The following is an 18,068-nucleotide window of genomic DNA, read 5'->3' as shown; positions in this document are numbered from 1 at the left end:
CCAGAGTCTGAGCCGTGAACGTCACCGAGAGCTACCGCGCCGCCCGTGACCTGCTGCTCGACCTGCGCGAGGACCCGGACCGGGCGCACGCCGAGTTCCGCTGGCCCGACGTTGGGGACACCTTCAACTGGGCCGTCGACTGGTTCGACGCGATCGCCCGGGGCAACGACAAGCCGGCGCTGGTGATCGTGGAGGAGGACGGCAGCTCCACCGAGCGGTCGTACGCGGAGATGGCGGTGGCCTCCGACCAGGTCGCCGCCTGGCTGGCCGGGCACGGCGTGGGCCGCGGGGACGCCGTGATCGTGATGCTGGGCAACCAGGTCGAGCTCTGGGAGACGATGCTCGCGGTGATGAAGCTCGGGGCCGTGATCATGCCGACCACCACCGCCGTCGGGCCGGCCGACCTGGCCGACCGGATCGAGCGCGGCGGTGCGCGCTTCGTGGTCTGCAACCCGGTCGACGCGACCAAGTTCGAGGCGGTGCCCGGCGACTACACGGTGCTCACCACCGAGCAGCTGCACGAGGCGTACGCCGCCGCCGTACCGCCGAGCCCGCACCCGGGGACCGCGCCCGGCGACCGGCTGCTGCTCTACTTCACCTCCGGCACGACCTCGCGGCCCAAGCTGGTCGAGCACACCCAGGTGTCCTACCCGGTCGGCCACCTCGCCACGATGTACTGGCTCGGCCTGCGCCCCGGTGACGTGCACCTGAACATCTCCTCCCCCGGCTGGGCCAAGCACGCGTGGTCCTGCTTCTTCGCGCCGTGGATCGCGGAGGCGACGATCTTTCTCTACAACTACAAGCGCTTCGACGCGGCCGCACTGCTCGGCCAGCTCCGCGAGCGGGAGGTGACGTCGTTCTGCGCGCCGCCGACCGTGTGGCGGATGCTGATCACCTCGGACCTCTCCGGCGGGCCCGGGACGCTGCGCGAGCTGATCGGCGCCGGCGAGCCGTTGAACCCGGAGGTCATCGAGCAGGTGAAGGCCCAGTGGGGGCTGACGATCCGCGACGGCTACGGGCAGACCGAGACCAGCGCGCAGGTCGGCAACACGCCGGGCACGACGGTGAAGCCGGGCTCGATGGGCAAGCCGCTGCCGGGCCTGCCGGTGGTGCTCGTCGACCCGCTGACCGGCGAGCTGGTCGAGGGCGTCGGCGAGGGCGAGCTCTGCCTGGACCTCTCCGGCCGGCACGGCCGTCCGCTGTCGCTGATGACCGGCTACCAGGGGGGACGACGTGCGCAACGCGGAGGCGATGGCCGGCGGTTTCTACCACACCGGCGACGTCGCCAACCGGGACGAGGACGGCTACATCACCTACGTCGGGCGCACCGACGACGTGTTCAAGGCCAGCGACTACAAGATCAGCCCGTTCGAGCTCGAGTCGGTGCTCATCGAGCATCCGGCGGTGGCCGAGGCGGCCGTCGTGCCCGCGCCCGACCCGGTGCGGCTCGCGGTCCCCAAGGCGTACGTCGCCCTGGCCCCCGGCTACGAGCCGACCGAGGAGACGGCCTACGAGATCCTGAAGTACGCACGCGAGCACCTGGCGCCGTACCTCCGGGTCCGGCGGGTGGAGTTCTTCGAGCTGCCCAAGACGATCTCCGGGAAGATCCGCCGGGTCGAGCTGCGCGGCCGGGAGAACGACCTGGCCGCCGGGTCGGCGCAGTTCGGGGCGGGCACCCGCGAGTGGAAGGACGACGACTTCCCGGGGCTGCGCGGCAGCTGAGCGGGTCAGGGCACGCCCGGGCCGGGCCGGACCCGGTCGGCCGCGAGCATCAGCACCACGTCCTCGTCGGGCACCTGGCCGAAGGTGGCGTACCACCGGCTGACGCTGACGAACGGCTCCGGCGACGCGAGACACACCAGGTCGTCGGCCTCCTCGCCGACCTGGGCGAGCGCACCGATCGCGGCCACCGGCACGGCGACCACCACCCGCCGGGAGCCCCGAGCCCGGGCCACGGCGCAGGCGGCCCGCATCGTCGACCCGGTGGCGATCCCGTCGTCGACGACGACCACCACCCGGCCGCGCAGCGACGTCGCGGCGGCGGCGCCCCGGAACCGCCGGGCCCGGGCCACGACCTCGGCGCGCTCCCGGCGCTCCACCTCGGCCAGCTCGCGGGGGTCGACCCGGGTGGAGCGGAGCACGCGGTCGTCGAGCACCCGCACGCCCTCCTCGCCCACCGCCCCCATGGCCAGCTCGGGCTGGCCCGGCACGCCGAGCTTGCGGACCACCAGCACGTCGAGGGGCAGGCCGAGCTCGGCGGCCACCTCGGCCGCGACCGCCACCCCGCCGCGGGGCACACCGAGCACGAGCGGGTGGTCCCGGACGAGGTGGGTGAGGTGCGAGGCCAGCTGTCGGCCCGCGTCCGCGCGGTTCAGGAAGCGGGTCACGGCGGTCACCTCCGGGCACGCACCCCCGAGGCGGGGGCGCCTGCTCCCAGGCTGTCCCCCGACCTGCGGGTCCTCCCAGGGCCGAAGGTCCACCTGCCCACCGGAAGGGCCGAACGACGTGGTCCGCGTCCGCGCACCCCTTCACCGACGCGCGGTGACGACCGACACCCAAGACAAGCCGGGCAGGTCGCACCTATGCTGCTCGCCACGTGAGGCACCAGGGGGGACACATCGTGAGCAGCGACTCGTCGACCGCCGTCCGGCGGTCGCTTCTGCGGGACCGGTCGTTCCGGTCCTTCTTCCTCGCCGACACGGTGTCCCAGCTCGGGGACCGCGTCTCCGAGCTGGCGTTCCCGCTGATCGCGGTGCTCGTCCTGCACGCGACGCCGGCCCAGGTGTCGGTGCTCACCGCGCTGGTGTGGCTGCCCAACCTGGCCTCGGTGTTCGTCGGTGCCTGGATCGACCGGCAGCCGCACAAGAAGCGGCTGCTGGTGGTCGCGGACCTGCTGCGCGCGGCGCTGCTGCTCACCGTGCCGGTCGCGTTCGCGCTCGACGGCATCACGCTGGTCCAGCTGTACGTCGTCGCGCTCCTCACCGGCGCGGCGGCGGTGCTGTTCAACACGACGTACCCGTCCTTCTTCATCCTGCTCGTCGACCGGGCGGACTACCTCGACGCGAACAGCAAGCTGAGTGCCAGCCGCTCGGCGTCGTTCGTCGCCGGCCCGGCGCTGGGCGGCGTCCTGGTGCAGGCGCTGTCCGCACCGGTCGCGCTGCTCGCCGACGCCGTGTCGTTCCTCTGGTCGGCGCTGCTCATCGCCCGGGTCAAGATCACCCGGACCCCGACGCCCGGCCCCGCCGAGGAGGAGGGCGCGACCCCGGCGACGCTGTGGCAGGACGCCCGCTCCGGTCTGTCCTACGTGCTGCACGACCGGGTGCTGCGCGGCATCCTCGGCTGCGCGACCACGGTCAACTACTTCACCTTCGCCTCCGGCGCGCTGGTCGTGCTCTTCGCCAGCCGGGGCCTGGACCTGTCCGCGGGGATGATCGGTCTCGGCCTCGGCATCGGCGCCGTCGGGGCGCTGCTCGGCGCCATTGCCGCCCCGGTGCTGTCCGGCCGGTTCGGGGTGGGCCGCACCGCGATCGTCGGCGGGGTGATGTTCCCGGCCTCGATCGCGATCCTGGCGCTCGCGTCCGGACCCTCGTGGTCCCGGATCGGGCTGCTGGTGGTCTCGGAGTTCTTCTCGGGGCTGGGCGTGATGCTCTACGACGTCAACCTGAACTCCGTGATGGCGACGGTGATCCCTGACCACCTGCGCAGCCGGGTGTCCGGGGCGTTCTCCGCGGTCAACTACGGCATCCGGCCGCTCGGTGCGCTCACCGGCGGGCTGCTCGCCACCCTGGTCGGGCTGCGCCCCACGCTGTGGTTCGCGGCCGTCGGCGGCTCGTTGTGCGTGCTCTGGCTGCGCGGCTCGGGCATCCCGGGCGCCCGGACCCTCGACGACCTCGTCCCCGCGGCCAGCCCCGCCCCCGGCCTGGCCCGAGGCTGACCCGGGCCTCACACCACCCCGACCCGGGGCCTAAGTAACGCCGACCCGGGCCTGATGTCACCCCGACCCGGGTCGGGCTTGACTCAGGCCCGGGTCGGGCTTGACTTTGGCCCGGGTCGGGCTTGATTCAGGCCCGGGTGGGTGGCTCGTCAGGGGGAGGGGGCGGAGCTCGTCGGCGTAGGACACCGACACCCGGCGCAGGACGCCGGCGTCGCTGACGGCGTACTGGCCCATCCGCCACAGCGGCGGGGAGTACGCGTGCACCGAGACCGAGCCGGCCTGCGCGCCGTTGAGCCGGTGGATGTGCTCGGGGCCGAAGGAGAAGGCCTTGCCGGCCCCGATCCGGGTCTCCAGCGCCCCGGAGCCCACGGTCAGGTTGTTCTCGACGAGCTCGCCGGCGACGACCGCGACCGCACCGGAGGAGATGTCGTGGTCGTGCCAGCCGGTGTCGTTCTCGGGCGTCCAGCACAGCAGCCAGACGTCGACGTGCGCGTCGCGGTGCAGCGAGGCGTACACCCGCTCCTGGTCGTCGAAGCCGACGAGGTGCGCCCAGGAGTCCGGGTCGGACGCGATGGACGCGGCGAGCTGCCGGAGCTCCTCGTAGTCGAGGTCCCGGGCGGGCAGGTCGTCCAGGGTGAGACGCCCGGCCTCGGGTGCGTAGTCGACCGCACGGTGCGCGGGCAGTGCTGCGGTCAGCTGGCTCGGGGCCATGTCCGTCCCTCCACTCTCTCCTGGTGCTGCGTCGTGTGGTGTCCGTCGAGGAGTCGCACCGGGTTGACGACCCGGATGGCGTGGGTGGCCGCGTCGCCGAGGAGCCGGTCGAGGGGACGGGCGTAGGGCCTGTCGCTGCCCAGCGCGAGTACGTCGATGCCGAGGACCCGGACCAGGGCGTCGAGCGCCTGCGGACCGTACGACGACGTGTCGACGTACAGGCCGGGGTCGATGGTCGGCGAGTCGCCGCCGCGGGCGACGTGCCGCTCGTGGTGGACCGGGGCCAGCCCGGCGCCGGCCCCGAAGAGCACGCGCAGCGTCGGGAACAGCTCGCGACCTCCGGCGGCCTGCCAGCCCCACCAGGCGGCCTGCATCTGGGTGGCGTAGCCGACGACGGGCGCCCACCACGCGGGCAGGGCGCCTGCCGACGCGCGCACCGGCTCGGGCCCGGGGTGCACGAAGACCGGCTTGTCGGCGCGCTCCGCGACCCGCAGCAGGTCCCCCAGACGCTCCCAGGCGTCGGGGGTGAGCAGCTCGGTGGCCGGGAGCTGCACGCCGACGAAGCCCTCGCGCAGCAGGCCTGCGAGCTCGTCGAGGTCGGGGTCGGTCGTCGGTGCGGAGGCCCACGCGGCGAAGTGCGCCGGCAACGCCCGGGCGCCGTCGTGCCAGGCGGCCAGCAGTGCGTCCGCCTCCGGGCGCTCCAGGCTCTCGATGCCCAGGGGCGCCGACAGCGAGACGCAGGCCCGGCCGATGCCGTCGGCGTGGTCCGCCGCGACCCGCGTGCGCACGTCGTGGTGGGCGGGGTCGACCTCGAAGGGCAGCTCGTCGCGGGTGAAGAGGGTCCAGCCCCGCAGGTAGGGCACGCGCGAGCGGGCGCGGAGACGGTCGACGAGGGGTTCCGGCCAGAGGTGCTGGTGCACGTCCGTCGCTTGCGTCTCTGCCATGTCCACCTCTTCCTCCCATCGTACCCTAACCAAAGTAACTCAACTGAGTTTATAGAGATTAGCGGCCGCGAGGAGCCGGGTCCAGCACCCGGACCGGCGTGTCAGCGGGCGGGCACGGCCCCGTCCCGGGCGAGGGTGGGGACGTCGACGCTCACCGTGTCGGGGTACTTCAGGCCGGTGCCGGTGTTCAGCACCACGACCTCCTCCCCCTCGGCGATCCAGCCGCGCTCGCGCAGCTGCCGGGCGGCGACGAAGCAGGCCGCGCCCTCCGGGCAGACCCACGCGCCCTCCCGGGTGGCCAGCTCGCCGAGCTCGGTGAGGATCTCCTCGTCGGTCACCGCCACCGCCGTGCCGCCGGACTCCCGGACGGCCTGCAGGACCAGGAAGTCTCCGAGCGCCTTGGGCACGTTGATGCCGAACGCCAGCGTGTGCGTGCCCTCGACCAGCGTGCTCTCGTCCAGCCCGGCGTCGAACGCGTCGACGATCGGCTTGCACCCGTCGGCCTGCACGGCGACCAGCCGGGGCAGCTTGGCGCCGATCCAGCCCAGCTCGCGCATCTCCAGCATCGCCTTGTGGATCCCGATCAGTCCGACACCGCCCCCGGCCGGGTAGAGGATCACGTCGGGCACCCGCCAGCCGAGCTGCTCGGCGATCTCGTAGCCCATCGTCTTCTTGCCCTCGATGCGGTAGGGCTCCTTGAGCGTCGAGACCTCCTGGGTCCCGGGCCGCTCGGCGACCGCGGCCTTGACCAGCGCACCGGCGTGGTTGATCAGCCCGTCCACCAGGTAGAGCTCGGCGCCGGACACGACGCACTCGCGCCGGGTGATCTCCGGGGCGTCCACCGGCATCACGATCAGCGACCCCAGGCCGGCGCGGGCCGCGTAGACCGACCAGGCCGCCCCGGCGTTGCCGTTCGTGGGCATCGCGACGGCCTCGACGCCCAGCTCCCGGGCCCGGGACACGCCGACGGCCGCGCCGCGCGCCTTGAAGCTGCCGGTGGGCACCAGGCCCTCGTCCTTCATCAGCAGCCCGGGCACGCCGATGTGGGCGCCGTACGACGGGAGCGGGAGCAGCGGCGTCATGCCCTCGCCGAGGGTGGTCACGTGCGCGGGGTCCCGGACCGGCAGCACCTCGTGGTAGCGCCACAGGTCGTGCGGCCGCCCCGCGATCTCGGCCGGCGTGACGCTCGCCCGGACCCCGTCGAGGTCGTAGCGCACCAGCAGCGGGGCGCCCACGTCGCTGACGCCCTGCACCTGGTCGGCGTCGTAGCGGGCTCCGGTCCTCGAGCACTCGAGGTGGGACAAGTGGGAGAAGGACATGCGCTCCACCCTCGCACGCGTGACCTGGGTCGCAGTCCCGGCGGTAGCCCGGGCCGTGGTGCTCCACCGAGGTTCCGGGCGCATCTGCGCGGCACTACGCTTGCGGGATGCCCCCGCAGGACGAGAACGAGAACGACCAGACCGAGCCCGGCGTCACCTTCGCGGAGCTCGGGATCGACAAGCGGGTGCTGCGCGCGCTCTCCGACGTCGGCTACGAGTCGCCGTCCCCGATCCAGGCCGCGACCATCCCGGCGCTGCTCGCGGGCCGCCACGTGGTCGGGCTGGCGCAGACCGGCACCGGCAAGACGGCCGCCTTCGCGGTCCCGATCCTGTCCAAGATCGACCTCAAGCAGAAGACGCCCCAGGCGCTGGTCCTCGCGCCCACCCGTGAGCTCGCGCTGCAGGTCTCCGAGGCGTTCGAGCGGTACGCCGCGCACCTCCCCGGCCTGCACGTGCTGCCGATCTACGGCGGCCAGGGGTACGGCGTCCAGCTGTCCGCGCTGCGCCGGGGCGTGCACGTGGTCGTCGGCACGCCGGGCCGGATCATGGACCACCTGGAGAAGGGCACGCTCGACCTGTCCGAGCTGCGCTTCCTGGTGCTCGACGAGGCCGACGAGATGCTCAAGATGGGCTTCGCCGAGGACGTCGAGAAGATCCTGTCCGACACCCCCGACGACAAGCACGTCGCGCTGTTCTCCGCGACGATGCCGCCGCAGATCCGCCGGATCTCCAAGAAGTACCTCACCGACGCCGCCGAGATCACCGTCAAGAACAAGACCACGACGTCGGCGAACACCAACCAGCGCTACCTGATGGTCAGCTACCCGCAGAAGGTCGACGCCCTCACCCGGATCCTCGAGGTCGAGAACTTCGAGGGCATGATCGTGTTCGTCCGCACCAAGCAGGTCACCGAGCAGCTCGCCGAGAGGCTGCGGGCCCGCGGGTTCTCGGCCGCGGCGATCAACGGCGACATCGTGCAGGCCCAGCGCGAGCGCACCATCAACCAGCTGCGCGAGGCCAAGCTGGACATCCTGGTGGCCACCGACGTCGCCGCCCGGGGTCTCGACGTCGAGCGCATCTCGCACGTCGTGAACTTCGACATCCCCACCGACACCGAGTCCTACGTGCACCGGATCGGCCGCACCGGACGCGCGGGCCGCGCGGGCGACGCGATCTCGTTCATCACCCCGCGCGAGCGGCACCTGCTGAAGTCCATCGAGCGGGCCACCCGGCAGCCGCTGACGCCGATGCGGCTGCCCACGGTCGAGGACGTCAACGAGACCCGGGTCGCGAAGTTCCGCGACTCGATCACCGAGGCGCTGGGCTCCGACCAGGTCGGGTTCTACCGGGACCTGATCACCGACTACGAGAACCAGCACGACGTGCCGGCCACCGACATCGCGGCGGCGCTGGCCGTGCTGATGCAGGACGACCAGCCGCTGCTGATGGAGCCGGAGCCGGAGACGCCGCCCAAGGTGTTCGAGGGCAAGCGCGAGAGGGCCGGCGGCTGGGACCACGAGAAGGGCCAGCGCCGCGACCAGGGCGACCGGCCCCCGCGCCGCGAGTCCCCGAAGGGCCCGCGCCGTCCCCGCTCGGACGTGCCGATGGCGGCGTACCGCATCTCGGTGGGCAAGCGGCACAAGGTCGAGCCCCGGCAGATCGTCGGCGCGATCGCCAACGAGGGCGGCCTGCAGCGCTCGGACTTCGGGCACATCGACATCCGTGGCGACCACTCGATCGTGGAGCTGCCGGCGAACCTCACGCCGCAGACCCTGGCGCTGCTCGACCGCACCCGGATCAGCGGCAAGCTGATCGAGATCACCCCGGACGCCAGCGCGCCGGCGCGGAGCCCGGGCGCCGCGAAGGAGCGCACGAAGCCCCGCACCAAGAACCGCGACTAGCTAGACGTAGGTCGTGACCTCACCGGCCAGCATGGTCACCCCGCCGGTGGCGAAGTTGGCGACGTCACCGCCGGCCGCGCGGCCCTGCTCGCTGCCCATGCCGGCCCCGAAGGCGGCCTGGTCGTCGAAGACGAGCATCGCGACGAGGTACTCCGCCGGGTCCCCCTCGGGCCCCTGGCCGGGCTTCTGCGAGGTGTAGCTGCGCAGGCCGGGGATCTTCGAGGCGAGGGGGGCGTGCGTCGACTCGTAGTACGCGTCGAACGCGGCCGGGTCCTCGGGGTGGTGGTAGATGACGGTCAGCTGGTAGCTCATGGCCGCCACTCTGCCCGCCGCGGGTGCCGGCCGCCACTCGCTACTCGGAGGGGATCGTCACCCAGAGCACGATGTAGACCAGGAACTGCGGTCCCGGCAGGATGCAGCTGAGCAGGAACAGGAACCGCACCAGGTTGGGCGACCAGCCGAAGCGGTCGGCGATCCCGGCGCAGACCCCGGCGATGACGCGGTGGCGCGGACGGACGAGTGCGGTGCTCGATGCGGGGCTCATGGTGGGGTTCCCTCCCGGTGGCGTGCTCCGAGCCTAGCGAGCAGCCTGGTGCGCACGGTGAGCACCGACCTACCATCGAAGGATGGACGCGCAACCCCTCGGTGGCGTGGCGCTGCTGGCGGCGGTGGTCACGGTCTCCGTGCTGGGTCCGCAGCGGCTGGGGCAGCTCCGGCGGCGCCTCTCCGGTCGGCTCGGCCGGCCCCTCCCGCCGGCCGCGGTCCCGGCCCGCCCGCGACGGCCGATCGAGCTGATCGCCCGCGACGCGCAGCGGCTCGGGCTGGGCTTCCGGCACGTGCAGCAGGGCGGGGTGTCCTTCGCGCAGTTCGAGGGTCGCCGCCGCGCCTACGACCTGGTGCTCGCGGAGGCGTGCGACTCGCTGTCGGTGGAGCACCTGCTCGCGGTGCTGCCGCCGGGCGTCGAGCTGGACGCCGAGCGACGGCGGGTCGAGCGGGTCCTGGAGCAGGTCGGCTTCCGGCTGGACGACGCGGCCTGAACGGGCTCAGTCGCGGGTGGCGGTGACGACCCGCTGCCGGCCCGCGTCGTCGAGCGGGACCTGCGGGGCGAGGTCGACCCGGACGCCGTAGAGCGTGCCGGTGAACGCGTTGCGCACGGGCGGGTAGTCGTCGGTCACCGGCGTGCCACGGTCCACGCCGACGTTGAAGGTCTCGTCGAAGCTGAAGTAGTAGGCCGTGGTGGCCGGCACGTGGCCACGACCGACCTCGGCGCCGTCCACGACCAGCGCGACCTCCGCGCCGTCGCCGGGCGGCCCCCCGTCGTACGCCACGTCGAGGAGCAGCTCGTGCTCCCCGGGCTCCAGCACCCGGTCGGCCCGCACCGTGGTCAGGGTGCGACCGTGGAGGTTGTAGGCGTAGCAGAGCCGCCCGTCGTGGCAGTAGAGCGACCAGCCGCCGAACCGGCCGCCCTGGGCGACCAGGACGCCCTCGGCGGGACCGTCGACCGCGACCTGGACGGTCACGGTGTGCGAGCGGTTCTTGACGTTCGGGGCGGCCTCCTCGGTCAGCCGGCCGGCCCGCGGGCCGAACCGCAGCGAGGTGCGGCCGTGGTGCAGGTCGACCCGGCCGGCGACGGCCGGGTTCTCCCGCTCGGTGACCCGGTCGTCGAGCGGGAACACCTGGTGCTTGTCCGCCTCTGCGGCGAACACCCCCTGCAGCTCGGCCAGCAGCTGCGGGTGCTGCGCCGCGAGGTCGTGGGCCTGGGTCCAGTCGGTGCGGGTGTCGTAGAGCTCCCACACGTCGGTGTCGAACGACCGCTGCGCCCCGACCATCAGCCAGGGCGTCCCGTGCCGGGTCACCGCGGTCCAACCGTCGTGGTAGATCCCCCGGTTGCCGACCATCTCGAAGTACTGCGTCGTACGGCGGTCCGCGGCCCTCGCGTCGTCGAAGGAGTAGCGCATCGACGTGCCCTCGACCGGCTGCTGCGGGACGCCGTCGACCGTCGCCGGCGCGGGCACCCCGCAGGCGTCGAGCACGGTGGGCAGCACGTCGATGACGTGGTGGAACTGGTGCCGCACCTCGCCGTAGGCCTCGATGCCGGCCGGCCAGTGCACGACGAGCCCGTCGCGCGTGCCGCCGAAGTGCGAGGCCACCTGCTTGGTCCACTGGTACGGGGTGTTCATCGCCAGCGCCCAGCCGACCGGGTAGATGCCGTAGGTCGACGCGTCGCCGATCCGGTCGCGGACCGCGTCCATCGCCGGCACGTCGTCGGCGAAGCCGTGCCCGACGAGGTGCTCGCGGATCGTCCCCTCGGGACCGCCCTCCCCCGAGGCGCCGTTGTCGCCGAGCAGGTAGAGCACCAGCGTGTCGTCGAGGACGCCGAGGTGCTGGAGCCGGTCGACGAGCCGGCCCACGTGGTGGTCGGCGTGCTCGGCGAAGCCGGCGTAGGTCTCCATGAACCGTGCGGCCACCCGGCGCGCGACCGGGTCGAGCTCGTCCCAGTGCGGCACCCCCTCCGCCCACGGTGCGAGCTCGGCGTCCTCCGGCACCAGCCCGAGCTGCTTCTGCCGGACCAGGGTCCGCTCGCGCTGCACGTCCCAGCCGTCGTCGAACGCGCCGGCGTACCGCTCGATCCACTCCGGCGCCACGTGGAAGGGCGCGTGGGTCGCGCCGAGCGCGAGGTAGCACAGGAACGGCTTGTCCGGGGTCAGCTCCTGCTGCGCGGTGACCCAGTCGACGGCGTGGTCCACCAGGTCCTCGGTGAGGTGGTAGCCGTCCTCGGGCAGCCGGTCCGGCTCCACCGGCGTGGTGCCGTCGTAGAGCTGGGGGTACCAGTGGTTCATCTCGGCGCCCATGAAGCCGTAGAACGCGTCGAAGCCCTCGCCCGTCGGCCAGCGGGTGAACGGCCCGGACGCGTTGACCTCGACCGGCGGGGTCTGGTGCCACTTGCCGAACGCCGCGGTGCTCCAGCCGTTGCCCCCCGAGCACCTGGGCCAGCGTCGCCGCGCTGGCCGGCCGGTAGCCGGTGTAGCCGGGCTCGGAGGTGGCCATCTCGGAGGTGACGCCCATGCCCACCGAGTGGTGGTTGCGCCCGGTCATCAGCGCCTGCCGGGTCGGCGAGCACAGCGAGGTGACGTGGAACCGGCTGTAGCGCAGCCCGGTGTCCGCGAGCCGGTCCGCGGTGGGCATCCGGCACGGGCCGCCGTACGCGCTGGACGCCCCGAAGCCCATGTCGTCGACCACCACGACCAGCACGTTCGGCGCCCCGGTCGGCGGCCGGACCGCCCGCACCGGGTCGCGCAGGAGGTCGAGGGGCAGGCGGGTGCGGTCCAGGTCGGGCACGGGGACATGTCACCACACCCGCGGGCGACCGGCCGCTAGTCCGCCCGGCGCGCCGGGGTCGCGTGCACCGGCTCGCAGACCGCCTGCACGCGCTGGGTGGCCAGCTCGATGACGAGCCGGGCGGCGGCGGACAGCTCGGCGTCCTGGCGGTGCACCACCGCCATCGTCTCGTAGGCCCGGGGACGCAGGGACACCCAGCCGACCCCGGGCGCCAGCCGCGGCGCGAGCTGCTCGACCGCACCCCGCGGCAGCACCGAGTCGGCGAGTCCCAGCCCGACCACCTCCACGGCGGTCTCGACGTCCTCGACCTCGATCTTGGTGCGCAGGGTGTGCCCGGACCGCTGCAGCGCCTCGCGCAGCAGCCGGCGGGCCGAGTCCGTCTCGCGGTAGCTGGTCTCGGCCATCACCAGGGTGGCCCGGGCCAGCGTCGCCACGCTCACCGGCTTCCGCAGCTTGTCCGGGTCGCTGCTCACGAAGACCAGCTCGTCGCGGGCCACCGGCGTGACGGTCATCCGCTCGGTGGCCAGCGGGATCGCGATCAGCGCCGCCTCGAGCCGGCCCCGGTGCAGGTCCTCCTGCACGGCCACCGAGTTCTGCCCGACCAGCTCGACGCGCACCCCGGGGTGCCGGGCCAGCAGGTCGGCCACCAGCTGGGCCCCGAAGTAGAGCCGGGCGGTGCCGAAGGTCCCGAAGCGCACCGTGCCGGTGATCAGCCCGGCGACCTCGGAGACCGCCTGGCGACCGGCCTCCACCGAGGCCAGGGTCCGCCCGGCGTGCGGACGCAGCGCCTCGGCCGCCTCGGTCGGCACCACCCCGCGGCCGACCCGCCGGAACAGCGACACCCCCATGCCGCGCTCCAGCAACCGGACCTGCTCGGAGACCGAGGGCTGGGCGTAGCCGAGCTCGTCCGCGGCCGCGGTCAGCGACCCCAGCTCGTAGGTCGCCATGGAAGCAGCGCAGCTGATGAATGGTAGCCATAGGATTTCCCTTGGGTAGAGCCAGGAAAGAGAGGCTACCGCTAGACCTAGACGCTGCCTACGCTGGTCCCGGGACGGGTCGCAGGACCCGTCCACCACCCGATCCGGAGGAGGAGCCCTGATGTTCGACCACCACTGCCCCGCGTGCGGGAAGCGGCAGCTGCTCTTCGCCTCCCAGGTCACCGGGATGATCAACGACGAGCACGGCATCACCGTGCTGCTGACCTGCTGGTGCGGCGCCCCGGCGACGGTGCGCACCGGCCGCGCGGCCACCCGGTCCGCGACCCGCGACCCGGAGCACGCGCTCGCCTCCTGAACCGGGACCCACCAAACCGGCGATATCGCGGGTACGGCGCCCTGAAGTGGGCCATGCTGGTGCCCTGAGAGTCAGCGCTCTCCGACGCCGAACCCCCCTGACGGCGCACCGGAGGCCTGGGCAGGAGAACGTCGTGGACCCGGGTGCCATGGAGGCACGACTGCGTGAGGCGATCCTCACGGGTGGCTTGTGCCTGCACTACCAGCCTGTCGTGGACCTCTCGAACGGCTCCATGGTCGGCGTCGAGGCGCTCGCCCGCTGGCAGGACGCCGAGCTCGGCGCCGTACCCCCGGACGAGTTCATCCCGCTCGCGGAGTCCACGGGTCTGATCGTGGAGCTCGGCCGCTGGGTGCTGGACCGGGCCTGCCGCCAGGCGGCCTCGTGGCCGGACGACCTGGTCGTCTCGGTCAACGTCTCCCCCGTCCAGCTGCGCGACCCGATGTTCGTCGACGACGTGAAGATCGCCCTCGGCGACAGCGGGCTCGGCCCGGAACGGCTGTGCCTGGAAGTCACCGAGACCGCGATCGTCACCGACGTCGCCGACGCGGCCGCGGTGCTGCGGCGGGTGTGCGACCTCGGGGTCCAGTTCGCCCTCGACGACTTCGGCACCGGCCACTCCTCGCTCACGCTGCTGCGCAACCTGCCGCTCCAGACCGTCAAGATCGACCGCTCGCTGATCCGCCGGGTCGCCACCGAGGCCCAGGACGCCGTGCTGGTGCAGCTGGTGATCGACGCCGCGCACACGCTCGGGCTGCGGGTGTGCGCCGAAGGCATCGAGGACCTCGACCAGGCCCAGCAGCTCGTGTCGATGGGCTGCGACACCGCCCAGGGCTGGCTGTTCGGGCGGCCGGTCCCCGCGCCCGCGTCGGGGTCGCCGCAGACCGCGGGCGGCTCGCCGCTGCTGGCCACGTCGACGCCGGCCCCGGTGGCGCTCTCCGGCAGCGAGGACCTCGTGGTGGTCACCGACCGGGACCGTCGCGTCACCTACGTGTCCGCGTCCTGCCGGCGGATGCTCGGCCGGATGCCGTCGGAGGTCGTCGGCCGCCCGCTCGGGGAGCTGCTCGGGGACGGCCACGACGAGGGGCCGGCGACCCTGCGCGTCGCGCACAAGGACGGCACCTCCCGCTGGCTGCGCGGCATCGTGCAGCCGATGCACGACGCCTCCGGCGACGTCCGCGAGATCCTCTGCGTGCTCTCCGACGTGACCTCGACCGTGGACCGCGAGAAGGCGCTCGCCGACAGCGAGGAGCTGTTCCGCAGCGCGTTCAGCGGCGCCCCGATCGGCATCGCGCTCAGCGACTACGAAGGTCGGCTGCTGCGCGTGAACCCGGCGCTCGCCGAGCTGCTCGGCCGGTCGGTCTCCGAGCTGCTCCGGATGAACGTCGCGGACATCACGCACCCCGACGACCTCCGCAACGACGCCCTGAACCTCGCCGAGGTCCGCACCGGGCTGGTCAACCAGCACCGGGTGTTCAAGCGCTACGTGCACGCCGACGGCGGCACGCTGGCGGTCGAGGTGTTCGCCGCGAGCGTGCACACCGCGGAGGGTGAGCCGTACTGCGTCGTGGCGCACGTGCTGCCGGTGCCCTACGCCCCCTCGGGGACGTAGGTCAGGTCGCCTGGGACTGCCGGCGGCCCTCCGCCAGGTCCGCGACCCGCAGCGCGAGGTCCCGTCCCCACTCCCGCGCCCGGTCCAGCTCGCCGGGCAGCAGCGGACCGTTGACGTCCGCGACGTAGAAGCTCTCCCGGGACAGCGCCCGCGGGTAGCCGTGCGACCGGGAGATCCGCTCGGCCTTCTTGGCCGCGGAGCCCGGCAGGTGCCGGACCTTGGTGACGCGCGTGTCGAAGGTCGCGAGGCTCTCCGAGTGCGGGCCGCAGGGCAGCGCCTCGAGCCACTCCCGCACCCCGACCTCGGCCGAGCCCTGGGTGGCGCCGCGCCCGAGGGCCTCCTCCCGGGTGCTGGGGCGGCTCAGCGAGAAGGCGTGGGTGGGACCGCCGACCACGATCAGGTCCACCATGTCGGCCAGGTCGTGGATCGCGGCCTGCGCCTGCGAGACCTCGCGGAGGTCCACCTCCATCGACCGGGACAGCTCGTCGGCCACCGTCCGCGCCACCCGCTCGGTGTTGCCGAACATCGACTCGTAGACGACCAGTGCCCTCATCACGATCTCCTTCTGCTCGAGGTGGTTCACGGCCCCGTCACGGGCGGGCGACGACGACGGTGCAGTGCGCGTGCTCCACGACCGCGCGGCTCACCGAGCCGCCCAGGGCGTGCAGGCCGGTGCGCCCGCGCGACCCGACGACCACGGCGGCGGCGGTCGCGGACAGGTCGACCAGGGTGTCGAGGGGGCCGGCGTCGGGCAGCCGGCGCTCGAGGCTGACGTCGGGGTACTTCTCCTCGTAGCCGGACAGCGACTCGGCCAGCATCCGGGAGTGCTCCTCGACCGCGTCGACCCGCTGCTGGTACGACGCGAGGTCGACGAACGTGTCGTTGGTGGACCAGCTGTGCACCACCACGAGCGGGCGGCGGTCGGTGGAGGCCAGCTCGAAGGCCAGCTCGAGGGCAGCGGTCGAGGCCTCGGTGCCGTCGGCGCCGACGACGACCGGGGACCGGCCGTCCTGGTCGCGCTCGGCGGGCCGGACCACGGCCACCGGGCACTCGGCGTGCGCGGCGAGGGCGGTGCTCACCGAGCCGAGCAGCAGCGCCTTGACGGGCCCGAGCCCGCGGGTGCCGACGACCAGGATCGAGGCCTTCTCGGTGAGGTCCAGCAGGGCCTGGCGGGCGTCGTGCAGGGGGGTGGTGACCTCGACGTCGAGGTCGGGTGCCAGCCGCCGCACCACCGCGAGGGCCTGGTCCGTGACCCGCCGTGCCTCCATGCGCAGATCGTGCCGGGCGTCGTCGATGCCGATGAACGAGCTGCTCTTGCGCGGGTCGCCGGCCCCGTTGACCAGCAGCAGCGGCCGGCGGCGCTGCTGCGCGTAGGCCACGGCCCACTCGAGGGCCGCGCCGCTGCCGGCCGACCCGTCCACGCCGACGACGACGGACCCCTGCTTCATGGTGGTGTTCATGGCTCCAGCGTCGTCGCGCCCGGCGCCGTACGGCAGGGTCCGTGGCCACGACCGGAGGGGACCAAGGACCCCTCCGCGCAGCAGCAGGGCCGGGTCTGCCGACCCGGCCCTCTGGTGCGTTCCCGGCTACTGGAGCCAGTGGTGCTTCTGCACGATCGGGAGCTGCTCCCACTGCCGGCCCAGCCCCATCGTGGCTCCCACCCCGAGCGCCGCCAGCGCGACGAGCACCATCGCGTAGATCAGGTGGTCGTCCATGAACAGGTTGTTCGCCGGCGGCAGGACCGCGGTCCACATCATCACCAGGAGCAGCGCGCCGCTGCCGGCCGCGATGCGCATCGCCACGCCCAGCATCAGCGCGAGCCCGATGCCGAGGAGCGCGGCCATGAACAGCCAGTCGGCCCAGGCGGCACCCGCGATCGAGTGGTAGAAGCCCTTGAACGGGCCGGCCGCACCGAAGGCGAGGAAGCCCTTGGTCGGGCTGCCGCCGCGGATCCACGCGTCGGCGTGGGCGGTCTCGTGGCCGAAGCCGAACGCCTTGTCGAGGAAGGCCCACAGGAACACCCAGCCCAGGCTGAGCCTCGCGGCGGCCAAGGCGTAGCGACCCACCCGCTGCGCACCGGTCTCCGGTGCCACCAGCTCGGGGTGCACGAAGCTCGGGTCCGGGAGACGGGTGCTGCTCTCGTCCTGGCGGTCCCGGTGCTGACGGATGCTGCTCATGGTGCCCTCCTCTGGGCTCGAAGCCCGGTTGTCTGACGCCTTCAGGCTGTCGGACCGCGGAGGCCCCGGGAAGGGGAGGAAGTCAGGACATGAGGGGACCTTTGTCAGTGCCCGAGGTGCTTGGCCGCGAACACCGCCGCCTGGGTACGTCGCTCCAGACCGAGCTTGGACAGCAGCGCCGACACGTAGTTCTTCACGGTCTTCTCGGCCAGGAACATCGCCTCGCCGATCTGCCGGTTGGTCATGCCCTCGCCGATCAGCTCGAGGATCCGGCGCTCCTGCGTGGTCAGCGGCGCCAGGGCCGGGTCCTCCTCGGGCCCGCGGCGCAGCCGGTCCAGCACCTGCTGGGTGACGCCCGGGTCGAGGGTGGACTGGCCGGCCGCCACGCGACGTACGGTCTCGACGAGGTCGTTGCCCCGCACCTGCTTGAGGACGTATCCCGCGGCGCCGGCCATGATCGCGGAGAACAGCGCGTCGTCGTCGTCGTAGGACGTGAGGATCAGCGCCGCGATCTCGGGGTTCTTCGAGCGGATCTCCCGGCACACGTCGATGCCCGACCCGTCCGGGAGCCGGCCGTCGAGCACCGCGACGTGGGGTCGCAGCGCGGGGATCCGCCGGGTCGCCTCCTGCGCGAGGCCCGACTCGCCGACGACCACGATGTCGCCCTCGCTCTCGAGCAGCTCCTTGAGGCCTCGCCGCACGATCTCGTGGTCGTCGAGGAGGAACACCCGGATCGGATCCGAGGCGCTCGGCTCGGCGTTGGTCGCGGAGGAGTCGGCAGTCATGGCGCTCACGGTAGACCTGTGCCGCCCACAGGAGGAGGTCCTTCGGGCCCGCGGCG

17 protein-coding genes and 3 pseudogenes are annotated in these 18,068 nt (G+C 73.1%); 7 read left to right on the top strand and 13 right to left on the bottom strand.

The annotated features are described in order from the left end of the window. Window positions 1-14 precede the first annotated feature (14 nt). Window positions 15-1,115 (top strand): annotated as a pseudogene (locus tag KRR39_RS25505) (AMP-binding protein); the annotation flags it as partial. Between the two features lie 118 nt (window positions 1,116-1,233). Continuing rightward, on the top strand, window positions 1,234-1,722 hold the full coding sequence (locus tag KRR39_RS25500) for an AMP-binding enzyme (protein ID WP_302053542.1): 489 nt from the start codon (window positions 1,234-1,236) through the stop codon (window positions 1,720-1,722). 5 nt (window positions 1,723-1,727) lie between these two features. On the opposite strand, the gene KRR39_RS03245 is transcribed toward KRR39_RS25500, so the two are convergent. After that, complete coding sequence (locus tag KRR39_RS03245) at window positions 1,728-2,387, bottom strand: phosphoribosyltransferase (protein WP_216940727.1); 660 nt, start codon at window positions 2,385-2,387, stop codon at window positions 1,728-1,730. Between the two features lie 233 nt (window positions 2,388-2,620). Between KRR39_RS03245 and KRR39_RS03240 the strand changes: the two genes are divergently transcribed. Then, window positions 2,621-3,934 (top strand): MFS transporter, encoded by a 1,314-nt coding sequence (locus KRR39_RS03240; protein ID WP_216940726.1) that lies wholly within the window; start codon window positions 2,621-2,623, stop codon window positions 3,932-3,934. Between the two features lie 57 nt (window positions 3,935-3,991). Here KRR39_RS03240 and KRR39_RS03235 read toward each other — a convergent pair whose 3' ends face one another. The 3 genes from KRR39_RS03235 to KRR39_RS03225 form a co-directional block, all read right to left on the bottom strand. Beyond that, entirely contained in the window at window positions 3,992-4,645 is a 654-nt protein-coding gene (locus KRR39_RS03235; RefSeq protein ID WP_216940725.1) for a cysteine dioxygenase, read from the bottom strand. Further along, the gene (locus KRR39_RS03230) at window positions 4,627-5,589 is read right to left on the bottom strand and encodes an amidohydrolase family protein (protein ID WP_216940724.1); all 963 of its coding nucleotides are present in this window, start codon (window positions 5,587-5,589) and stop codon (window positions 4,627-4,629) included. The genes KRR39_RS03235 and KRR39_RS03230 overlap by 19 nt, the downstream gene beginning before the upstream one ends. A gap of 101 nt (window positions 5,590-5,690) precedes the next feature. After that, complete coding sequence (locus KRR39_RS03225) at window positions 5,691-6,908, bottom strand: threonine synthase (protein ID WP_216940723.1); 1,218 nt, start codon at window positions 6,906-6,908, stop codon at window positions 5,691-5,693. A 107-nt stretch (window positions 6,909-7,015) separates the two neighbouring features. Between KRR39_RS03225 and KRR39_RS03220 the strand changes: the two genes are divergently transcribed. Continuing rightward, window positions 7,016-8,809, top strand: coding sequence for a DEAD/DEAH box helicase (locus tag KRR39_RS03220; RefSeq protein WP_216940722.1), 1,794 nt, complete (start codon window positions 7,016-7,018; stop codon window positions 8,807-8,809). Here the strand turns inward: KRR39_RS03220 and KRR39_RS03215 are convergent, their stop codons facing one another. Both KRR39_RS03215 and KRR39_RS03210 read right to left on the bottom strand, forming a co-directional pair. Further along, window positions 8,810-9,121 (bottom strand): EthD family reductase, encoded by a 312-nt coding sequence (locus KRR39_RS03215; protein ID WP_216940721.1) that lies wholly within the window; start codon window positions 9,119-9,121, stop codon window positions 8,810-8,812. It lies immediately after the preceding gene. A 40-nt stretch (window positions 9,122-9,161) separates the two neighbouring features. Then, window positions 9,162-9,353, bottom strand: a complete 192-nt coding sequence (locus tag KRR39_RS03210; RefSeq protein ID WP_216940720.1) for a PspC domain-containing protein — start codon at window positions 9,351-9,353, stop codon at window positions 9,162-9,164. 82 nt (window positions 9,354-9,435) lie between these two features. Here KRR39_RS03210 and KRR39_RS24265 point away from each other — a divergent pair, with 82 nt between their 5' ends. Beyond that, a complete protein-coding gene (locus tag KRR39_RS24265; RefSeq protein WP_254185480.1) occupies window positions 9,436-9,846 on the top strand; it encodes a hypothetical protein in 411 nt (136 codons plus the stop codon). 6 nt (window positions 9,847-9,852) lie between these two features. Here KRR39_RS24265 and KRR39_RS03205 read toward each other — a convergent pair. The 3 genes and pseudogenes from KRR39_RS03205 to KRR39_RS03200 form a co-directional block, all read right to left on the bottom strand. Further along, window positions 9,853-11,769, bottom strand: a pseudogene (locus KRR39_RS03205) (sulfatase-like hydrolase/transferase); the annotation flags it as partial. A gap of 73 nt (window positions 11,770-11,842) precedes the next feature. Continuing rightward, window positions 11,843-12,037: pseudogene (locus KRR39_RS25885) on the bottom strand (sulfatase-like hydrolase/transferase); the annotation flags it as partial. A gap of 146 nt (window positions 12,038-12,183) precedes the next feature. Further along, a complete protein-coding gene (locus tag KRR39_RS03200; RefSeq protein WP_254185479.1) occupies window positions 12,184-13,095 on the bottom strand; it encodes a LysR family transcriptional regulator in 912 nt (303 codons plus the stop codon). Window positions 13,096-13,246: 151 nt separating this feature from the next. On the opposite strand from KRR39_RS03200, the gene KRR39_RS03195 reads away from it, so the two are divergent. Together KRR39_RS03195 and KRR39_RS03190 are read left to right on the top strand one after the other, a co-directional pair. Next, window positions 13,247-13,441 carry a hypothetical protein gene (locus tag KRR39_RS03195; RefSeq protein ID WP_216940719.1) on the top strand — a complete coding sequence of 65 codons (195 nt, stop codon included), beginning with the start codon at window positions 13,247-13,249 and terminating at the stop codon, window positions 13,439-13,441. A 133-nt stretch (window positions 13,442-13,574) separates the two neighbouring features. Continuing rightward, a complete protein-coding gene (locus KRR39_RS03190) occupies window positions 13,575-15,050 on the top strand; it encodes a sensor domain-containing phosphodiesterase (protein ID WP_216940718.1) in 1,476 nt (491 codons plus the stop codon). Window position 15,051: 1 nt separating this feature from the next. Here KRR39_RS03190 and KRR39_RS03185 read toward each other — a convergent pair whose 3' ends face one another. The 4 genes from KRR39_RS03185 to KRR39_RS03170 form a co-directional block, all read right to left on the bottom strand. Further along, on the bottom strand, window positions 15,052-15,603 hold the full coding sequence (locus KRR39_RS03185) for a flavodoxin family protein (protein WP_216940717.1): 552 nt from the start codon (window positions 15,601-15,603) through the stop codon (window positions 15,052-15,054). Window positions 15,604-15,640: 37 nt separating this feature from the next. Beyond that, complete coding sequence (locus tag KRR39_RS03180) at window positions 15,641-16,510, bottom strand: universal stress protein (protein WP_216940716.1); 870 nt, start codon at window positions 16,508-16,510, stop codon at window positions 15,641-15,643. Between the two features lie 126 nt (window positions 16,511-16,636). Next, a complete protein-coding gene (locus KRR39_RS03175; RefSeq protein WP_216940715.1) occupies window positions 16,637-17,227 on the bottom strand; it encodes a DoxX family protein in 591 nt (196 codons plus the stop codon). A gap of 104 nt (window positions 17,228-17,331) precedes the next feature. Next, window positions 17,332-18,012, bottom strand: coding sequence for a response regulator (locus KRR39_RS03170; protein WP_216940714.1), 681 nt, complete (start codon window positions 18,010-18,012; stop codon window positions 17,332-17,334). Between the last annotated feature and the right edge of the window lie 56 nt (window positions 18,013-18,068).

Origin of the sequence: Nocardioides panacis, from assembly GCF_019039255.1 — a bacterium.
GTDB classification, from domain to species: Bacteria; Actinomycetota; Actinomycetes; order Propionibacteriales; family Nocardioidaceae; genus Nocardioides_B; species Nocardioides_B panacis.
This window is presented reverse-complemented; position numbering and strand designations above follow the sequence as displayed.

What these genes read in the sequence shown, in the direction of transcription:
- KRR39_RS03220 (WP_216940722.1), top strand. Translation starts at nt 7,016, where the DNA reads ATGCCCCCGCAGGACGAGAACGAGAACGACCAGACCGAGCCCGGCGTC.
- KRR39_RS03215 (WP_216940721.1), bottom strand. Translation starts at nt 9,121, where the DNA reads ATGAGCTACCAGCTGACCGTCATCTACCACCACCCCGAGGACCCGGCC.
- KRR39_RS03200 (WP_254185479.1), bottom strand. Translation starts at nt 13,095, where the DNA reads ATGGCGACCTACGAGCTGGGGTCGCTGACCGCGGCCGCGGACGAGCTC.
- KRR39_RS03210 (WP_216940720.1), bottom strand. Translation starts at nt 9,353, where the DNA reads ATGAGCCCCGCATCGAGCACCGCACTCGTCCGTCCGCGCCACCGCGTC.
- KRR39_RS03175 (WP_216940715.1), bottom strand. Translation starts at nt 17,227, where the DNA reads ATGAGCAGCATCCGTCAGCACCGGGACCGCCAGGACGAGAGCAGCACC.
- KRR39_RS03230 (WP_216940724.1), bottom strand. Translation starts at nt 5,589, where the DNA reads ATGGCAGAGACGCAAGCGACGGACGTGCACCAGCACCTCTGGCCGGAA.
- KRR39_RS03170 (WP_216940714.1), bottom strand. Translation starts at nt 18,012, where the DNA reads ATGACTGCCGACTCCTCCGCGACCAACGCCGAGCCGAGCGCCTCGGAT.
- KRR39_RS03180 (WP_216940716.1), bottom strand. Translation starts at nt 16,510, where the DNA reads ATGAACACCACCATGAAGCAGGGGTCCGTCGTCGTCGGCGTGGACGGG.
- KRR39_RS03195 (WP_216940719.1), top strand. Translation starts at nt 13,247, where the DNA reads ATGTTCGACCACCACTGCCCCGCGTGCGGGAAGCGGCAGCTGCTCTTC.
- KRR39_RS03235 (WP_216940725.1), bottom strand. Translation starts at nt 4,645, where the DNA reads ATGGCCCCGAGCCAGCTGACCGCAGCACTGCCCGCGCACCGTGCGGTC.
- KRR39_RS03225 (WP_216940723.1), bottom strand. Translation starts at nt 6,908, where the DNA reads ATGTCCTTCTCCCACTTGTCCCACCTCGAGTGCTCGAGGACCGGAGCC.
- KRR39_RS03185 (WP_216940717.1), bottom strand. Translation starts at nt 15,603, where the DNA reads ATGAGGGCACTGGTCGTCTACGAGTCGATGTTCGGCAACACCGAGCGG.
- KRR39_RS24265 (WP_254185480.1), top strand. Translation starts at nt 9,436, where the DNA reads ATGGACGCGCAACCCCTCGGTGGCGTGGCGCTGCTGGCGGCGGTGGTC.